Source organism: Mycolicibacterium sp. XJ1819, from assembly GCF_053483675.1.
Window position 1 is genome coordinate 121,583 of sequence record NZ_JBEFST010000017.1, and the last position, 18,150, is coordinate 139,732.

General features: G+C 68.3%; 18 protein-coding genes. 12 read left to right on the plus strand and 6 right to left on the minus strand.

Annotation, left to right across the window (positions count from 1 at the left end):
- The gene (locus ABQE89_RS19495) at positions 1–2,220 is read left to right on the plus strand and encodes an AAA family ATPase (RefSeq protein WP_448419602.1); all 2,220 of its coding nucleotides are present in this window, start codon (positions 1–3) and stop codon (positions 2,218–2,220) included.
- On the opposite strand, the gene ABQE89_RS19500 is transcribed toward ABQE89_RS19495, so the two are convergent.
- Positions 2,221–3,273 carry a class I SAM-dependent methyltransferase gene (locus ABQE89_RS19500; protein ID WP_448419604.1) on the minus strand — a complete coding sequence of 351 codons (1,053 nt, stop codon included), beginning with the start codon at positions 3,271–3,273 and terminating at the stop codon, positions 2,221–2,223.
- 181 nt (positions 3,274–3,454) lie between these two features.
- On the opposite strand from ABQE89_RS19500, the gene ABQE89_RS19505 reads away from it, so the two are divergent.
- The 9 genes from ABQE89_RS19505 (at position 3,455) to ABQE89_RS19545 (ending at position 13,211) form a co-directional block, all read left to right on the plus strand.
- Positions 3,455–3,862, plus strand: coding sequence for a DUF1707 domain-containing protein (locus ABQE89_RS19505; RefSeq protein ID WP_448419606.1), 408 nt, complete (start codon positions 3,455–3,457; stop codon positions 3,860–3,862).
- A 57-nt stretch (positions 3,863–3,919) separates the two neighbouring features.
- On the plus strand, positions 3,920–6,013 hold the full coding sequence (locus ABQE89_RS19510) for an acyltransferase family protein (protein ID WP_448419608.1): 2,094 nt from the start codon (positions 3,920–3,922) through the stop codon (positions 6,011–6,013).
- A gap of 161 nt (positions 6,014–6,174) precedes the next feature.
- Positions 6,175–9,048 (plus strand): Na+/H+ antiporter subunit A, encoded by a 2,874-nt coding sequence (locus ABQE89_RS19515; protein WP_448419610.1) that lies wholly within the window; start codon positions 6,175–6,177, stop codon positions 9,046–9,048.
- On the plus strand, positions 9,045–9,515 hold the full coding sequence (locus tag ABQE89_RS19520) for a Na(+)/H(+) antiporter subunit C (RefSeq protein WP_448419612.1): 471 nt from the start codon (positions 9,045–9,047) through the stop codon (positions 9,513–9,515). The genes ABQE89_RS19515 and ABQE89_RS19520 overlap by 4 nt, the downstream gene beginning before the upstream one ends.
- Positions 9,512–11,110, plus strand: a complete 1,599-nt coding sequence (locus tag ABQE89_RS19525) for a Na+/H+ antiporter subunit D (RefSeq protein WP_448419614.1) — start codon at positions 9,512–9,514, stop codon at positions 11,108–11,110. Before ABQE89_RS19520 ends, ABQE89_RS19525 begins: the two co-directional genes overlap by 4 nt.
- Positions 11,107–11,673 (plus strand): Na+/H+ antiporter subunit E, encoded by a 567-nt coding sequence (locus ABQE89_RS19530; RefSeq protein ID WP_448419616.1) that lies wholly within the window; start codon positions 11,107–11,109, stop codon positions 11,671–11,673. Before ABQE89_RS19525 ends, ABQE89_RS19530 begins: the two co-directional genes overlap by 4 nt.
- Positions 11,670–11,957, plus strand: a complete 288-nt coding sequence (locus ABQE89_RS19535; RefSeq protein WP_448419618.1) for a monovalent cation/H+ antiporter complex subunit F — start codon at positions 11,670–11,672, stop codon at positions 11,955–11,957. Before ABQE89_RS19530 ends, ABQE89_RS19535 begins: the two co-directional genes overlap by 4 nt.
- Complete coding sequence (gene mnhG / locus ABQE89_RS19540) at positions 11,954–12,313, plus strand: monovalent cation/H(+) antiporter subunit G (protein WP_448419620.1); 360 nt, start codon at positions 11,954–11,956, stop codon at positions 12,311–12,313. Before ABQE89_RS19535 ends, mnhG begins: the two co-directional genes overlap by 4 nt.
- Entirely contained in the window at positions 12,306–13,211 is a 906-nt protein-coding gene (locus tag ABQE89_RS19545) for an SAM-dependent methyltransferase (RefSeq protein ID WP_448419622.1), read from the plus strand. Before mnhG ends, ABQE89_RS19545 begins: the two co-directional genes overlap by 8 nt.
- Positions 13,212–13,224: 13 nt before the next feature.
- On the opposite strand, the gene ABQE89_RS19550 is transcribed toward ABQE89_RS19545, so the two are convergent.
- From ABQE89_RS19550 to ABQE89_RS19570, 5 genes are read right to left on the minus strand one after another with little or no spacing between them, the layout of a single operon-like run.
- Positions 13,225–13,863 carry an LON peptidase substrate-binding domain-containing protein gene (locus tag ABQE89_RS19550; RefSeq protein ID WP_448419624.1) on the minus strand — a complete coding sequence of 213 codons (639 nt, stop codon included), beginning with the start codon at positions 13,861–13,863 and terminating at the stop codon, positions 13,225–13,227.
- Positions 13,864–13,865: 2 nt separating this feature from the next.
- Complete coding sequence (locus ABQE89_RS19555) at positions 13,866–15,011, minus strand: glutamate--cysteine ligase (RefSeq protein ID WP_448419626.1); 1,146 nt, start codon at positions 15,009–15,011, stop codon at positions 13,866–13,868.
- A complete protein-coding gene (sodC, locus tag ABQE89_RS19560; RefSeq protein ID WP_448419628.1) occupies positions 14,992–15,705 on the minus strand; it encodes a superoxide dismutase[Cu-Zn] in 714 nt (237 codons plus the stop codon). Before sodC ends, ABQE89_RS19555 begins: the two co-directional genes overlap by 20 nt.
- Positions 15,706–15,715: 10 nt before the next feature.
- Positions 15,716–16,180 (minus strand): LytR C-terminal domain-containing protein, encoded by a 465-nt coding sequence (locus ABQE89_RS19565; RefSeq protein ID WP_448419630.1) that lies wholly within the window; start codon positions 16,178–16,180, stop codon positions 15,716–15,718.
- Between the two features lie 40 nt (positions 16,181–16,220).
- Positions 16,221–16,532, minus strand: a complete 312-nt coding sequence (locus tag ABQE89_RS19570) for a nucleoid-associated protein NapA (protein ID WP_448419631.1) — start codon at positions 16,530–16,532, stop codon at positions 16,221–16,223.
- Positions 16,533–16,670: 138 nt separating this feature from the next.
- On the opposite strand from ABQE89_RS19570, the gene ABQE89_RS19575 reads away from it, so the two are divergent.
- Positions 16,671–17,264, plus strand: a complete 594-nt coding sequence (locus tag ABQE89_RS19575; protein WP_448419633.1) for a peptide deformylase — start codon at positions 16,671–16,673, stop codon at positions 17,262–17,264.
- On the plus strand, positions 17,264–18,150 hold an 887-nt coding region (locus tag ABQE89_RS19580; protein ID WP_448419635.1), incomplete at its 3' end, for an N-acetylglutamate synthase, CG3035 family. The genes ABQE89_RS19575 and ABQE89_RS19580, both read left to right, overlap by 1 nt.

Genomic DNA, 18,150 nt, shown 5'->3' on the forward strand with positions numbered 1-18,150 from the left:
GTGACGGGGTTCGACGAGGACACCTCCCGGGCCGACCGGTCGGCGGCCAAACAGCACCTCGCCCTGACCGCCCGGTTGAACACCTCGGCGCTGGACTCCCGGCGCGGGGTGGTGCGCCTGCACCCCGAAGCCATTGCCGCGTTGGGGATCCGGGAGTGGGACGCCGTGTCGCTGACGGGTTCGCGTACCACGGCCGCGGTGGTGGGCGTCGCGCCTGCGGACATCCCGGCCGGTACCGCACTGCTCGACGACATCACGCTGTCCAACGCCGGGGTGCGCGAGGATTCGACGGTGCTCGTCGCGCCGGTGACGGTCTACGGCGCGCGATCGGTCACGCTGTCCGGCTCCAAACTGGCCACCCAGTCGATCTCACCCGCCACCTTGCGCCAGGCGCTGTTGGGCAAGGTGATGACCGTCGGTGACACGGTGTCGCTGCTGCCGCGTGAACTCGGGCCCGACATCCCGACCTCGGCGGCCACCTCGGCGCTGGCCTCGTCGGTCGGCATCACGTGGACCTCGGAGTTGTTGACCGTCACCGGCAGCGACCCGTCCGGTCCGGTGAGCGTGCAACCGAATTCGGCGGTCACCTTCGGACCCCCGTCGTCGACGGGCGCATCGGCCACCGCCCAACCCGACCGAGGCGTGGGCGCACCGGCCGAAGAGTTCAAGGCCGTCAGCTTCGACGACCTCAAGGGCTCCCATGCGCAGGCCTCCCGGCTCACCGAATGGCTGACGCTCGCCCTCGACCAACCGCAGCTTCTCGAAACACTCGGCGCCACAGCCAACCTCGGTGTGTTGGTGTCGGGTCCCGCTGGTGTCGGCAAGGCCACGATGGTGCGTACCGTGTGCGCGAACCGGCGGCTGGTCGAACTGGACGGGCCGGAGGTCGGGGCGTTGCGCGCCGAGGACCGGCTCAACAAGGTGGCGGCCGCGGTGGCCGCGGTCCGCGACGGCGGCGGGGTGCTGCTGATCACCGACATCGACGCGCTGCTGCCGTCGCCACCGGAACCTGTCGCGACGTTGATCCTCACCGAGCTGCGCACGGCGGTGTCCACCGGAGGGGTGGCGTTCATCGCGACCTCGGCGCTACCCGACAACGTGGATCCGCGGCTGCGCGGGCCCGAGCTGTGTGACCGCGAGCTGGGACTGAGCCTGCCCGACGGCGAGATCCGCAGACAGCTGCTCGAGGTGCTGCTGCGCGATGTTCCGTGTCAAGGCCTCGACCTCGACGAGATAGCCGAGCGCACACCGGGATTCGTGGTGGCTGACTTGAGCGCGCTGATACGTGAGGCGGCGCTGCGGGCCGCGGCACGGGCCAGCGCGGACGGTAAGCCGCCGTCGTTGACCCAGGCCGACCTGACCGGTGCGCTCAGCGTGATCCGCCCGCTGTCGCGGTCGGCCACCGAGGAGATCTCGGTGGGGTCGGTGACGCTCGACGACGTCGGCGACATGGCCGACACCAAACAGGCGCTGACCGAGGCGGTGCTGTGGCCGTTGCAGCATCCGGACACCTTCGAACGGCTCGGCGTCGAACCGCCGCGCGGCGTGCTGCTCTACGGTCCGCCTGGCTGCGGCAAGACGTTCGTGGTGCGAGCGCTGGCCAGTTCCGGACGGTTGTCGGTGCACGCCGTCAAGGGCGCCGAGTTGATGGACAAGTGGGTCGGCGCATCGGAGAAGGCGGTGCGCGACCTGTTCCGTCGGGCCCGTGACTCCGCGCCGTCGCTGGTGTTCCTCGACGAGATCGACGCGTTGGCCCCGCGACGGGGCCAGAGTTTCGACTCCGGGGTCACCGACCGGGTGGTCGCCGCGGTGCTGACCGAACTCGACGGCATCGAACCCCTGCGCAACGTGGTGGTGCTCGGCGCGACGAACCGGCCCGACCTCATCGATCCGGCACTGCTGCGGCCCGGCCGGCTGGAGAAGCTGGTCTTCGTCGAGCCGCCCGACGCCGAGGCGCGACGCGAAATCCTGCGTACCGCAGGCAAGTCCGTGCCGCTGAGCGACGACGTCGACCTTGATGCGCTGGCCGCCGAACTCGGCGGCTACAGCGCCGCCGACTGTGTGGCGCTGTTGCGGGAAGCCGCGCTGACCGCGATGCGCCGATCCATCGACGCCGCCGACGTCACGGGCGCCGATGTCGCCACCGCCCGCGAGAACGTGCGGCCGTCACTGGACCCGGTCCAGGTCGAGTCGCTGCGGGCGTTCTCGGCCGCGCGTTGATCAGGGGCGGGCTTCCAGCACGAGGTTGAACGGCGTCTCGGTGGCTCGCCGGAATCGTGTGAAGCCACCGCCGTCGACGACCACCTCGCGCAGCCGCGACTCACCGGCCTGAGCGCCGAGGGCCGGGCCCTGGCGGGCCAACGAGACCGGGATGCAGATCTGAGTGGAGGCGCCGTACAACACTCGGCCCACCGGATTCAGGTTGTCTTGCACCCGGTCGTTGGCGAACGGCTCGACGATCATGGCGGTGCCGTCGTCGTTGATCGCGTCACGCGCGTGCCGGGACACGCTGACCGGGTCGCCCATGTCGTGAAGGCAGTCGAAGAACGCGATGAGATCGAAATCCGTCTCCTGGTAGCCGACCGCGTCGGCGACCTCGAATCGCGCGTTGGCGGCGCCCGCGGCGGCCGCCTTCTCGGTGGCCACCCCGATCGACTCGTCGTGGTAGTCGTAGCCGATGAATTCCGAACTCGGGTAGGCCAAGGCCATCAGGATGGTGCTGGCGCCGTGGCCGCACCCGACATCGGCGACTTTGGCTCCGTCCCGCAGTTTGTCGACTACGCCGTCCAGGGCGGGCAGCCACGAATCGAGCAAACTCGTGTTGTAGCCGGCACGGAAGAACCGTTCTGTCCCCTCGAACAGGCACGGGTGGTGCTCTCCCCACTCCATACCGTGGCCGGATTTGAAATTGGCGAGCGTGTGCTCGAGCGCGTGAAACGTCGCCTCGACGATGTTGTACGCGCCGGGCAGGTCCACCGGCCCGTTCGGATCGGTCAGGCACATCGCCTGCTCGGTGCTGAGCGACCATTCGTCGGAGGCGGGATCGAACTGCACATATCCCCCTGCGCCCTGGTTGCCGAGCCATTCGCGGACATAGCGCTCGTTGGTTTCGGTGCGTCGCGCCAACTCGGCAGCAGTCATCGAACCCTTCGCCAGCTCGCGGTACAACCCGAGTCGGTCTCCGACGAGTATCAGTGTCGCGCTCATCGCTGCCCCGAGATCTCCCACCGCCATCGCGAGAAACTCGTTGAGCTTGCTTTCGTCAACAGTCATGGCCGGCTCCTTCCGACTGTTCAGCGAAGGCTTCCATCGTCGTGGCTGAACCGACCGCAGCATTGAACAATGGCCAAACTCTTCGGCGGGTCTGTGCCTGCGGAAATTTATCTTGACAGTGCCTAGATATGCGTGCACTGTAAAAAACTAGACATTGTCAAGATCGAGGACGGGAGACTCCATGACTGCCCCAGCAGCCGTTCGCGCCGGCGACCGTGAGCGGGACAAGACCGCGGACCAACTGGGCCGCGCGCTCGCCCAGGGCTACCTGGCGATGGACGAGTACGACGCCCGTCTGCAGGCGGCGTTCGCCGCACACACCACCGCCGATCTGCGCGCATTGCTCGCCGACCTGCCACTGGACCGGATTCGGCGCAACGACCCACAGCGGCGCGAGGCACGCAGGCGGGCCGCGCGCCGCGGCGTCCAGATACACCTCGCGGGCTATCTGGCCATGGTCGCCATCGTGCTGACGGTCTGGCTGGCCGTCGGCCTGACCGCGGGCTCCTGGTACTTCTGGCCCATCTGGCCGATCATGGGCGCGGGCATCGGCGTCGTCGCCCATGCACTGCCGGTGCGGTTCGGCTAGCAGTGGTTTCAATGCCCTGGCCACAGCCGTGTTTGTGCGACGTGCTAAGAGACTCGGGTGCACGCCGTAACCAGTCACCCGGTGATCCGAGCCGCGCAACACCGCGTCCGCGACGACCTCAACGGTCTTCGCGGCATCGCGATCGCGCTGGTCGTGGTCTATCACCTCTGGTTCGGAAAAGTCTCCGGCGGCGTCGACGTCTTCCTGGTCCTGTCCGGATTCTTCTTCGGGGCCCGGCTGCTGCGACACGGGGCTGACGGCCGCCCCGGCCGGGCGCTGACGAGCTCTCTGGTCCGGTTCGCGCGCCGACTGCTGCCCGCGCTGGTGGTGGTGCTGGCCGCCTCGGCGGTGCTGACCGTGCTGATTCAGCCGCGGACCCGTTGGGAAGCATTCGCCGAGCAGACCCTGGCCAGCCTGTTCTACTACCAGAACTGGCATCTGGCGGCGACGGCGAACGACTATCTGCGAGCCGGCCAGAGTGTCAGCCCGCTGCAGCACATCTGGTCGATGTCGGTGCAGGGCCAATTCCTGGTCGCGATGCTGCTGCTGGCCACGCTGGTCGCCGCGGTGGTGCTGGCGACCGGCCGGGCCGCGCGACGACGCACCGCGATGATCGCAGTGATCGCCGTGGTCACCGTCGCGTCGTTCGTCTACGCCACCATCACCCACCACGTCGACCAGACCCTGGCCTACTACGACAGCTTCGCCCGGGCGTGGGAACTGCTGGCCGGGGTGCTGGCCGCGGTGGTCATCTCCGCGGTGGACCTGCCACGGTGGGCGCGCGTCGCGGCGGCGGTCGTCGGGCTGGGCGCGATCTTCAGCTGCGGCATCCTGCTCGACGGCGCCGCGCAGTTCCCCGGGCCGTGGGCACTCGTCCCGGTCGGTGCGACCGTGCTGCTGATCTTCAGCGGCGCGGGTGTTTCGAGCACCGACCCGTGGCCGAACCGGTTCATGGCCGCCGCGCCGTTGGTCACCCTGGGGTCGATGGCGTACTCGCTGTATCTGTGGCACTGGCCGCTGCTGATCTTCTGGCTCGTCTACACCGACCGCGAGACGGTGGGGTTCGGCGACGGCCTGCTGGTGTTCGCCGCGTCGCTGGCGTGCGCGTACCTGACCCTGCGGCTCGTCGAGGACCCGCTGCGCGAACGCGGCCCGTCGCCCACCGCGGAGGTACTTGCGCCCCGCCGGGCCACCGCCGCGCTGGGCTGTTTCGTCGCCCTGCTGGCGGTCGCGCTGACCGCGGCATCGGTGACCTGGCGCGGGCACGTCGACGCGGTGCGGGCCGACGGCACCGAACTGCAGACCCTCGCGGCCCGCGACTATCCGGGCGGTCGCGCGTTGATCGACCAGTTACGGGTGGCCCAACTGCCGGTGCGGCCCACCGTCCTGGAGGCCACCGCCGAAGTCCCCGCCACCACGGTCGACGGATGTATCACCGATTTCGCCGGCACTCATGTGATCCGCTGTGTGTACGGCGACCCCGAGGCACCGCGAACGATCGCGTTGGCCGGCGGTTCACACGCCGAGCACTGGATCACCGCCCTGGATCTGCTCGGGCGCAGCCACGGCTTCCAGGTGGTGACCTACCTGAAGATGGGCTGCCCGCTGACCACCGACGAAGAGCCGCGCATCGCGGGCTCGAAGAAGCCCTACCCCGAATGCCGGGAATGGGTGCGCACGGCGATGGACACGATGATCGCCGACCGGCCCGACTACGTGTTCACCACCACCACCCGGCCCGACCCGCGGGCGCCCGGCGACATGGTGCCCGACGGCTACCTCGGCATCTGGGACGAGTTTGACGCCAACGGCCTACCGATACTCGGCGTGCGGGACACACCGTGGATGTCGCGGGACGGGATGATGTTCTCCCCCGTCGACTGTCTGGCCAACGGCGGCGACGCCGAATCCTGCGGAGTGCCCCGCGACGAGGCGCTCGCCGACCACAACCCGACGCTGGCACACACGCACCGCTACCCCCTGCTCACCGCGCTGGACCTCAGCGATGCGGTGTGCCGCGACGACGTGTGCCGGGCCGTCGAGGGCAACGTGTTGATCTATCACGATGCCCACCACCTCTCGGCGACCTATGTGCGGACGCTCGCCGACGAACTGGGTCGGCAGATCGCGGCGGCGACGGGCTGGTGGTGACCGCGGCGCGGTCGTCGCACCCGGGCCATTATCACAGCCGAGATCGCAACGACGCCGCAGGGTGGCGGTATCGCCCCACGTAAACTGACTTTCGACCAAAGCCAGTCGCAAGCCATTGGAACCGGCTGACACCCCGACCAACGCCGTCGCATCGGAGTGCCATGCTCGCCGTCTTATCCGCCCACGCGGTCGCCGCCGCGTTGGCGCCCCTGCTTGTGCACAGGTGGGGTCGGATGGCGTTTCTGCCCCTGGCGCTGGTGCCGCTGGCGTCGCTGCCGTGGGTGGTGCTGAACTGGCCCACCGACGGCCGATCGCGCTCGGTCGACGTGCAGTGGGTGCCCGAGTTGTCGATGGACATCACGCTGCGGTTCGACGCGCTCGCGGCGATCATGAGCGTGCTCGTGCTCGGTATCGGCGCGCTGGTGCTTTTCTATTGCACCGACTATTTCCACCACCGCGACGGCCGCAAGGAGGATCGGCTACCCAGCTTCGCCGCCGAACTCGTCGCGTTCTCCGGCGCGATGTTCGGCCTTGTGGTCAGCGACAACATGCTGGTCCTCTACGTGTTCTGGGAAATCACGTCGGTGCTGTCGTTCCTTCTGGTGGGCCACTACGCCGAGCGCGCCGTGAGCAGGCGCGCCGCCACCCAGGCGCTGTTGGTGACGACGTTCGGCGGGTTGGCGATGCTGGTGGGCATCGTGGTGCTCGGCGAGATGGCGGGCACCTATCTGCTGTCCGAGGTCATCGCGGCGCCGCCGACGGGCGTCGCGGCGTCGGTCGCGGTGATCCTGGTGATCATCGGTGCGCTGTCGAAGTCGGCGCTGGTGCCGTTCCACTTCTGGCTGCCCGGCGCGATGGCCGCCCCGACACCGGTCAGCGCCTACCTGCACGCGGCGGCGATGGTGAAGGCCGGCGTCTACCTGATCGCGCGGATGACTCCCGGGTTCGCCGACTTCCCGGTGTGGCGGCCGACGTTGATCACGCTCGGGTTGGTGACGATGATCCTGGCCGGCTGGCGCGCCTCGCGGGAGTACGACCTCAAGCTGATCCTGGCCTTCGGCACGGTCAGCCAACTCGGGTTGATCACTGTGATGGTCAGCGGGGGCGGCAGCGACATGATGCTGGCCGGGTTGGCCATGCTGTGCGCACACGCCATGTTCAAGGCGGCGCTGTTCATGGTCGTCGGCGTGATCGACCACGCCACCGGCACCCGCGACATCCGCAGGTTGGCCTGGCTCGGCAACCGGTCGCCGGCACTGCTTTACATCGCGATCGGCGCGGCGGCCAGCATGGCGGCGCTGCCGCCGTTCTTCGGCTTCGTCGCCAAGGAAGCCGATTTCGAAACCGTCCTGTACAGCCCGTCTCTCGGGTCGGCCGCGCCGTTCGTGCTGGCGGGCATCGTGCTCGGCTCCGTGTTCACCACGATCTACAGCCTGCGCTTCCTGTTCGGTGCGTTCGCCCGCAAGGGCCGGTCGGAGCCCAGCAGGCGGGTTGCCGAGATGCATCGGCCGACGGTGACATTCCTCGCCGCGCCGGGCGTGCTGGCACTGGCCGGGCTGGTCTTCGGGTTGTGGCCGTCGGCCGTCGACGATCTGCTCGCCGACTACGCCGACACCGTGCCCGGCGGCAACGACTATGACCTGGCGCTGTGGCACGGGCTGGGTGCCCCGCTGCTGTTGTCGATGCTGGTGCTGGCCACCGGCGCCGGCGCCTACTTCGGTCGCGAGCGGTTGCGGCGCATCCGCACCGTGCGCCAACCGCTCGGCAACGCCGACCTGGCCTACAACGCCCTGGTGCGTGGGCTGGATCTGCTCTCCGTGCGGATCACCGCGCTCACCCAACGCGGCTCGATTCCGGCCACCCAGTCGGCCATCCTGACCACCCTGGTGCTGGTGCCGATGATCGTGTTGGCAGTCGGCGCCCGCGACCGTCCCGAACTGGGGCTGTGGGACTCGGCGCCTCAGGTGATCGTCGGGCTGATCATGTTGGTCGCGGCGCTCGGCGCGACCGTGATGCGCAACCGGTTGGCCGCGGTCCTGTTGGTCGGCGTGACGGGGTACGGATGCGGCGCGGTCTTCGCGTTCCACGGTGCGCCCGACCTGGCGTTGACCCAGTTCCTCGTCGAAACGCTGATGCTGGTGATCTTCGTGCTGGTGCTGCGGACGCTGCCCGCCGAGGCCGACAGCACCCAGATCCGGCGCTTCCGGTGGCCCCGCGCCGCGCTGGCCATCGCGGTGGGCGCGACGGTGACCACCCTGGCGGTGTTCGCCACGGCCGCCCGCAGCGGCATCTCGATCTCGGAGTTGATTCCGGAGGCCGCCTACTACCGGGGCCATGGCGCCAACGCCGTCAACGTCCTGCTGGTCGACATCCGCGCCTGGGACACCATGGGTGAAGTCATGGTGCTGCTGGTGGCGGCGACGGGTGTGGCCTCGATGGTGTTCCGGCACAGACGGTTCGGTGCGCCGCCGCGCGTGGCTGATGCGGGTCAGCCCGATATCGGGCCGATCGGCTCGGCGCACTATCCCGGCGTCGGCTGGCTGCGGGGCAGCGAGTTGCGCGATCCGCGGCACCGCTCGCTGATCCTCGAGATCGCCACCCGGATGATCTTCCCGCTCATCATGGTGCTGTCGGCGTACTTCTTCTTCGCGGGCCACAACGCCCCCGGCGGTGGGTTCTCCGGCGGCCTGATCGCCGGTCTGGCGCTGGTGCTGCGGTATCTGGCGGGCGGTCGGTACGAACTCGGAGAAACCCTGCCACTGGATGCGGGCAAGGTGATGGGGACCGGCTTGTGCCTGTCGGCGGGCACCGCAGTGGGTTCGCTGTTGCTGGGTGCGCCCGCGCTGTCGTCGGCGCTGATCGAGATCGACCTACCGGTCATCGGCACGGTCAAGCTCGTCACGGCGCTGTTCTTCGACCTGGGCGTGTACCTCATCGTCGTCGGTCTGGTGCTCGACGTGCTGCGCAGCCTGGGCGCCCGCATCGACGCCGAGATGGCCCAGTCCCCGACGACCACGGTGGTGAGCACCCGGTGATCTCCTACCTCGTGCCGCTGGCTTTGATCGGCGGGCTCACCAGCACCGGTGTCTATCTGCTGCTGGAGCGAAACCTGACCCGGATGTTGTTGGGGCTGCTGCTGATCGGCAATGCGATCAACCTTCTGGTGCTCTACGCCGGTGGACCCGCGGGCAGTCCCCCGGTCTGGGACCGCACCACCGAGGGGGAAGTCGCGAACGCAGATCCGTTGGCGCAGGCGATGATCCTGACGGCCATCGTGATCACGATGGGTGTTGCGGCGTTCGTGTTGGCGTTGGCCTACCGGTCGTACCGGTTGACCACCGAGGAACACGTGGGCGACGACCCAGAGGACGCGAAGGTCTCCGAGATGGCGGCCAAGGACGCCACCGTCGTCGACGAGGATCTGCCCACGCCCGAACCGTCGCGCGACACCGATCTGCCCGACGAATTGGACGCCGTGCCGGGTTACGAGGGGTCGCAGTGAGTCTCGCGATGGTGCTGACCCCGCTGCCGGTGCTGATCCCGACCATCGCCTCGGCGGTGGCACTGTTCTTCGGCCGAAAACCGCGACTGCAGCGGGCGATCGCCCTGGTGGCGCTGTCGTTGGTGGTCGCGGTGTGCGCCGCGTTGCTGTTGCTCACCGACAGGGACGGCCCGCTGGTGGTCTTCGTCGGCGGCTGGGGACAGACGGTGCCCGGACTGGGGCCGCTGGGCATCGTGTTGGTGGTCGACCGCCTTTCGGCGTTGATGCTCGTGGTCTCGGCAATCGTGCTGCTGACCGTCGCGTTCTACGCGATCGGTCAGGGTATCCGCGACGGCGATGAGCGCCAACCGGTTTCGATCTTCCTGCCCACCTACCTGGTGCTGACGGCGGGGGTGTGCATCGCGTTTCTGGCGGGCGACCTGTTCAACCTCTTCGTCGGGTTCGAGGTGCTGCTCTCGGCGAGTTTCGTGCTGCTGACCATCGGCGCCAGCAAGGACCGCGTGCGCGCGGGCATCTCCTACGTGATGGTCTCGATGGTGTCGTCGCTGTTGTTCCTGTTCGGCATCGCGCTGGTCTACGCCGCGACCGGAACACTGAACATGGCCGAGCTCGCGGTGCGGCTCGACGACGTGACACCGGGCACGCGGGCGGCGCTGTTCGCGGTGCTCATGGTGGCATTCGGGATCAAGGCCGCGGTGTTCCCGCTGTCGGCGTGGCTGCCCGACTCCTACCCGACCGCACCCGCGCCGGTGACCGCGGTCTTCGCGGGCATCCTGACCAAGGTCGGTGTCTACGCGATCATCCGGACGCACTCGCTGTTGTTCCCCGGCGGCGGGCTGGATCCGCTGCTGCTGGTGGCGGCGCTGTTGACCATGCTGATCGGCATCCTGGGCGCGATCGCGCAGAACGACATCAAACGAATGCTGTCGTTCACCCTGATCAGCCACATCGGCTACATGGTGTTCGGGGTAGCGCTGTCCAGCCAGCTCGGCATGTCGGGCGCGATCTACTATGTCGCCCACCATATTCTCGTGCAGACGACGCTGTTCCTGGTGGTCGGCCTGATCGAACGGCAGGCGGGAGCGTCGACGTTGCATCGGCTCGGCGGGCTCGCCGCGGCCAGCCCGCTGCTGGCGCTCGTGTTCGTCATCCCGGCCCTCAATCTCGGTGGTATTCCGCCCTTCTCCGGGTTCATCGGCAAGGTGGCGCTGCTGGAGGCCGGCGCTCAGGACGGCTCGGTGCTGGCCTGGGTGCTGGTCGGCGGCAGCGTGCTCACCAGCCTGCTGACGTTGTATGTGGTGACGCGGGTGTGGACGAAGGCGTTCTGGCGTTCGCGGCAGGACGCACCGGAGGGCCACCTGTCGGCGGCCGCACCCTCGGTGTTGCTCGACGAGCCCGAGGACATCGAGTTCGTCGATCGAGATCACGTCGGCAGGATGCCGGCGGGCATGCTGGTGCCGACAGGTGCGCTGATCGCCGTGGGCCTGGCGCTGACGGTGCTGGCGGGGCCGATCTTCGCGTACAGCGAGCGGGCCGCCACCCAGGTTCTCGACCGTAACGAGTACATCAGCGCGGTGGTGGGGGTCGACCGGTGACGAATCACGAGGTGACCAACGGCGCGCGCACCAGGCGTCTGGTGCTGCGCGGCTGGGTGCTGTGCTGGCTGGTTCTGGTGTGGATCCTGTTGTGGGGCAGCTTCTCCGTGGGCAACATCCTGTCGGGACTGGGCATCGCGTTGCTCATCACCATGCTTCTGCCGCTGCCCGAGGTGCCCGTCCAGGGCAGGGTGCATCCGATCTCACTGATGTGGCTGGTCGTCAAGGTGGCCTACTACCTGATCCGGTCGTCATTCCAAATCGCCATCCTGGCGATCAAACCCGGGCCACCGCCGTTGTCGGCTGTGCTGCGGGCGCACCTGTCACTGAAATCCGATCTCGTGCTCGCACTGTCGGTCAACATCTTCAACCTCATCCCCGGATCCATCGTGCTCGAGATCGACCTCGAGCACCGGATGCTCTACATGCACGTGTTCGACGTCGGATCCGACCGCGGGCTCGACCGGTTCTACCGTCAGGTCTCCGATGTCGAGCGGATGCTGATCCGGGCCTTCGAACGCGAAGAGGACTGGCACCCGGCGAACCAGCAGGAGAGCGCATGACCACTGTGTTCGCCATCGCCGCCGTCATCCTCACCGCCGCGGCCTGCATCACCACCTATCGGCTGCTGGCCGGCCCGAACACGCTGGACCGACTCGTCGCGGTGGACACCCTGATCGCGGTGGCGATGGCCGGCATCGGCATGTGGGCGGCCTACAGCCTGGATTCCACCGTGACCTACGCGATGACCGCGCTGGCATTGATCAGCTTCGTCGGATCGGTGAGCGTCGCGCGGTTCCGGGTGCCCGACATCGAGCGGCCACGACGCGCACGGAGGTCACGATGACGGGCTTCGACATCGCCACCAGCGTTTTGGTGCTGACCGGTTCGGCGCTGGCGCTGACCGCGGCCATCGGCATCGCGCGTTTCCCCGACACGCTGAGTCGGATGCACGCCGCGTCCAAACCCCAGGTGCTGGGCCTGCTGATGGTGTTGGCGGGCGCGGCGATCCAGTTGCGGGGGCAGGCCGACGTCGGCATGCTGGTGCTGACCGGCATGTTCGTGTTGATCACCGCGCCGGTGATCGCCCAGCGCGTGGGGCAGTTGGCATATCGCGAGGGCAGTGTCCGCGACGACCTGCTGACTGCCGACGAATTGCAGGAGTCCACCGAAAGCAGCGGGGATGGCAGGGGCGATGGCTAGAAGCGACGACGACAGCTGGGACATCGTCGAAGGCGTCGGCGCCACCGCGCTGGGAGTGGCGTGGTCACGGGCGCAGGAAGAGTCCTCGGACTGCCCGCTGTTCACCGATCCGTACGCGAAGCTGTTCCTCGACGCGGCGCGGCAGCGGGGGTGGCAGCCGCCACCGGAGCACATCGCCAAGCGGATCCGGGCCATCTCCGGGTATGCGGCGTCGAGAACGAGGTGGTTCGACGAGTTCTTCATCGCGGCGGGCGCCCACGGCATCGTGCAAGCGGTGATCCTCGCGGCCGGGTTGGACGCCAGGGCGTGGCGGCTGCCGTGGGTGGACGACAGCGTGGTGTTCGAAATCGACCAGCCCAAGGTGCTGGAGTTCAAGACCGCCACACTGGCCGAGCACAACGCCACACCGGCCGCCCGGTACGTGTCTGTCGCCGTCGACCTTAGACAGGACTGGTCGAAAGCGTTGCTGGAGGCCGGCTTCGACCCCGCCGAGCCGACCGCGTGGGCTGCGGAGGGGCTGCTGCCGTACCTGTCGGCACAGGGTCAGGACCTGCTGTTCGAGCGGGTTCACCAACTGAGCGCCCGCGGCAGCCGCATCGGCGTGGAGTCGTTCGGCGCGGGTTTCTTCGACTCTGACTACCTGGCCGGGCGCCGGGCCAAACTGCAGCAGTATCGGCAAGAAGCCGGCGTGGAGGACACCGACGACTCGTTCGACGTCGAAAAGCTGTGGTATGTCGAGGAGCGCACGGACGTCGCGACGTGGCTGACCGACCACGACTGGGACGTCACCACCGTCGAGGCCTGGGACCTGATGGACCGCTACGACCGGTGCAGCCAGGAACCGGCCGACGATGCCATTCCCAGAACGGTTTTCGTCGAAGGTCAGCTCACCCGCTGAACTCCTCGCCGCGCTAGTCGCCGGAGGACAGCTGGAATTCCACCATCGCGGTCACGGTTTCCACGGCGTCGCGCAGCGCCGCCAGACGCTTCGCAGGGGTCGGCGCGGCCAGCACGGCATGCCGGTCGGCCTGGCCCATCGGCAGCCGGGAGGTCAACGCGTACAACCACATCCCGATGTCGCCCGACGCGTCCGCACCGGCCACGATGTCGCGGCTGTTCACTTCCGCGCCGCGCGCCGCGGCGATCCGCTCGAACAACGCGACGATGCGGTCCTCCACGTCGCGGATGGCATCGACATCGACCGGGTCGCCGGGTTCGTCGGGCCACGGCTCGACTGCGGCCCGCGGATACGGGTCGTCGGGCTGCCATTCGAGCACCCGGATACGTTCGCCCATCACGCATTTGAGTCGGTAGCGGCCATCGCCGAAATCCGCGCATTCGGTGATGCGGGCCAGCGCGCCGACGTCGCTGCGGGTGTCACCACCACCCACCTCGCGGCCCGCGGTGATCAGCACCACGCCGAAGGCGGGGTCCTCGGCGGCCAGGCAGTCTTCGACCAGCTTGGTGTAGCGGGGTTCGAAGATGCGCAGCGGTAGTTCCTCACCGGGCAGCATCGCCACCTGCAGTGGAAACATCGGCAGGGCGGCCACCGCTAGATGTCCAACTCGGCGACCAGCGAGTCGACCACCGCGCGCAGATCTCCGTCGGTCTCCTCGGCGACCCGGCGCTGGCGTTGATACGACGCGCCCGTCTGGTAGATATCGGCGACGCGACGAAGTTCGTCAGCGCAGTTCAACGACTTGGCTACCGGTTCAAGACGATTCAGCAGATCTTCGAGGTCGTCGGTGACCAGCCGCTCGTTGCTGTCGGCGTCCAGGATGATCTCGGCGTCCAGCCCGTAGCGCGCGGCACGCCACTTGTTCTCCTGCACGTGCCAGGGCGGCATGGTGGGCAGCGATTCGCCGGCGTCCAGACGGCGGTCCAGGTCGACGACCAGGCAGTGTGTCAGCGCCACCAGCGCGCTCAGCTCACGCAGGTTGGAGACCCCGTCGAAGATCCGCACCTCCACCGTGCCGATGTGCGGCGAGGGACGGATATCCCAGCGGATCTCGTTCATGTGGTCGATGATGCCGGTCTTCTTCTGGTCGTAGACGAACCGCTCCCACTCCGCCCAGGTCTGGAAGTGGAACGGTAACCCGGCCGTCGGCAGCTGCTGGAACATCATCGCCCGGTTGGAGGCGTAGCCGGTATCCTCGCCGTCCCAGTACGGCGACGAAGCCGACAGCGCCAACAGATGCGGATAGTGGTTGAGCAACGAGGTGTTGATCGCCATCACCTTGTGTGCCGACCGGATGCCCACGTGCACGTGCACGCCCCAGATCAGCATCTGGCGGCCCCACCACTGCGTGCGCTTGATCAGTTCGGCGTATCGGGGGGCGTCGGTGAGGCTCTCGGCGGACCACTTCGCGAACGGATGCGTGCCCGCGCAGAACAGCTCCATGCCCCGGCCTCTGACGATCTTGCGGGCGGTCTGCAACGTGGCACGCAGGTCGTCCACCGCCTCCGGCACGGAATCACATATGCCGGTGACGATCTCGACCGTGTTGCGCAGAAGTTCCTTGTGCACGCGGGGGTTGTTTTCGCCGAGCTCCTCGATCACCTGCGAGGCTTCGTTGCTGACGTCGCGTGACTCGGCGTCGACGAGAGCGAACTCCCATTCGACACCAACCGTCGGCCGGGGCGACCCGGCGAAGTCGATGTGGCTGCTGACCGGTGTCTTACCGGGCGGTGATGACACCGCATGCCACCCGCGCGCCGGCGTCACCGGTCGCCAGAGTGATCGCATCCGGCGGCGGGTCACCATTGACCTGCTGGTAGCGCTCCGGCGGAATGTTGGCGAAGTTGTCCGGCTTCTCGTGGATGATGATCGCCGTTCCCTCCCCGGCGGTCAGATCCTCGGCGGTGAACGCGTCCGTCGTCGTCACCAACTTGGCCGAGCCGTCCTCGCGCACCTGCAGCGACGGCAAGTCGCCGCTGGCGGGGTGGCCGGTTCCGTCGCCCTCGGTGTGGAAGTGCCCACCCGCGGAGTTGAAGTTCGCGGGCGCGCCACCGGTGGGTGCCACGGAATTGGCCTCACACTTGCCGACCGCGTGGATGTGCAGCCCATGGAAGCCCGGTGTGAGCTTGCCGCTGGCGGTGGTCTCCACGGTGACAGTGGCATACCCGCCTGCGAAGCCGATGTCGGCGGTGGCGACCCTGCTGCCGTCGGCCAGTTTCAGCTCGGCGGTCAGCGTCTCCCCGGCGGCCTGTCCGTGGCCCTCACCGCCACCGTGGCCCTCGTCGGCTCCTGGCGGTGCCGACGGCGACGGCGAGCCGGTCCAGATCGACGGTGTGGTCCCGGGAGTGTCGCTGGGTTCTTCCGGCGCGGTGCATGCGCTCAGCGCGAGCGCGGGCACGGCGAACAAGGCAGCGGCGGCGACGGTCTTGAACATGAGCAAGAGCCTAACCGGTAACCACCACGACCACGCCGGGCGGTTGCTCGGCCAATTCGGGCAGCCGCGGTTCGACGGGCGCCTCCAATAGTCGACCCACTTCCTCGGCGGCTTCGCGCTCGCCGGGGGCGTCGCTGAAGTACACGGTGGTGACCGGCACGTCGGGCAGGCTCAGGTTGCCGGTCTCGGTGACGTTCCAGTCGGCCTCGCGCAGCCGCGTCGCGGTGGCCTCCGCCGCGCCCTGGACCTCCGAGACGTTGAAGACCCGCACGTCGGCCCGTGCCGGTTCGGCGGTCGGCGACGGGCTCGAGGTGGTCGTGGTGATGGTCGTGGTCCCGATCGGCGATTCGTCGGCCTCGTCGTCGGCGCCGGAACCCATCGCCTGGAACCCCACCAGCAAGAACACCACGCCCAAGAACAGCAACACCATCACCATGGCGCGCAGCGGGAGCCCGGAGGAGTTTCGCTGGTTCATTGCAGCCACTGTAACGAGCGGACGAACCCGCTCGGGTCAGCTAGGTGGTGACGTCGAATCCGAGTCGGCGCGCGGCCCGCGCCTTCTGCCGAGAAGCCCGCAATCTGCGCAGCCGTTTGACCAGCATCGGATCGGCCGCCAGCGCCTCCGGGCGGTCGACGAGCGCGTTGAGCACCTGGTAGTAGCGGCTGGCCGACATCGAGAACAGCTCCTGGATGGCGTCCTCCTTCGAGCCGGCGTATTTCCACCACTGCCGCTCGAAGGCCAGGATGTCGTGTTCTCTTCGGGTCAAGCCGTCGGTCAGATCAGCGTCGTCCCCGGATTGCTCTGTCCGCGCGATCGCGCCGTCCATCTCGATTCCTGGACCCTTCCCGACACTCGAAATGACATCGCTGTGGTTCGGCGATCATTCAACCACGGCTTTGAAGGCTAACGCGGCAGCTAGCCCCGCGAGTCGGCGCATTCCGATTGCCGACTTAAGCTTTCCAGCATGGCCGTCGTTCCCATTCGCATCGTAGGAGACCCCGTCCTGCACACCGCTACTGAGCCGGTGCCCGTCGCGGACGACGGTTCACTGCCTGCCGAAATCGCCGACCTGATCACCGACCTCTTCGACACGATGGAGGCCGCCAACGGCGTGGGACTGGCCGCGAACCAGATCGGCGTGTCGAAACGGGTCTTCGTCTACGACTGCGCCGAGGAGCGCGGCCGCATCACCCGGCGCAAAGGCGTGGTGGTCAATCCGGTGCTGGAGACCTCCGAGGTGCCCGAAACCATGCCCGATCCAGACGAAGACGACGAGGGCTGCCTTTCGGTGCCCGGGGAGTCGTTTCCGACCGGCCGGGCCGATTGGGCCAGGGTGACGGGTCTGGACGCCGACGGCACGCCCATCACCGTGGAGGGCACCGGACTGTTCGCGCGGATGCTGCAGCACGAGACCGGCCATCTCGACGGGTACCTGTATCTGGACCGGTTGGTGGGCAGGCACGCCCGCGCCGCCAAGCGCGCGGTGAAGGGACACGGTTGGGGGGTACCCGGGTTGTCGTGGATGCCCGGCGAGGATCCCGATCCGTTCGGACACTGATGGAGATGCCCGAGGTCGGCACCCGGGTGATGATCCGGTACCGACTGCCCGCAGGCGCGACGCCACCGCTGACCGACGTGATCGGTCATCTGTTGGAGGCCGGGCCGACGCTGCGCGTGCGCACCAAGGACGGAGAGGTCGTCGCCGTCGACACCGCCGACATCATGGTGCTCCGGGCTCTACCACCGAAACCGGTGCGCACCGCCGACATCCGCAAGCTCGAACACGCCGCGGCGCTAGCCTGGCCCGGTCTCGAGCAGCGCTGGGTCGACGGCTGGCTGCTGCGCGCCGCCGGCGGTCACACCCACCGCGCCAATTCGGCTGTGCCGCTGGGGTTCGACGCCGACGCCAGGGCGATTCCGGCGATCATCGACTGGTATGGCCAACGGGGGCTGACGCCGTGGCTCTCGCTGCCCGACCGGTTGTTCCGACTCTACGAACCGAAGTCCCACCTCGAAACCACCGTCATGACACGCACTTTCGACTCCGTACCGGACGTCGAGGCGGTACCGCTGAACTCCACGCCCGACGCCGACTGGCTGCGACTGTACGGACGTGACGTGCCCATCGACGTGCTGACGGCCGTCGTCGATGGCACCGTGACGTTCGCGTCGATCCCCGGTGTCGCCGTCGGGCGCGGTGCGGTGACGTCGGCTCCCGACGGCAGTCGCTGGCTCGGCCTGTCCGCCGTGCGGGTCGACGATGCCCACCGGCGCCGTGGCCACGCCCGCCGGCTGTGTTCGGCGTTGTCGGCCTGGGGCGTCGCCTGCGGCGCGCAGCGCGGCTACGTGCAGGTGCTGGCCGACAATGCGGCGGCGCTCGCGCTCTACGAGTCGATGGGCTTCACCGTGCAGCATCGCAGCCGCTGCGTACGGGCCGATGCCCT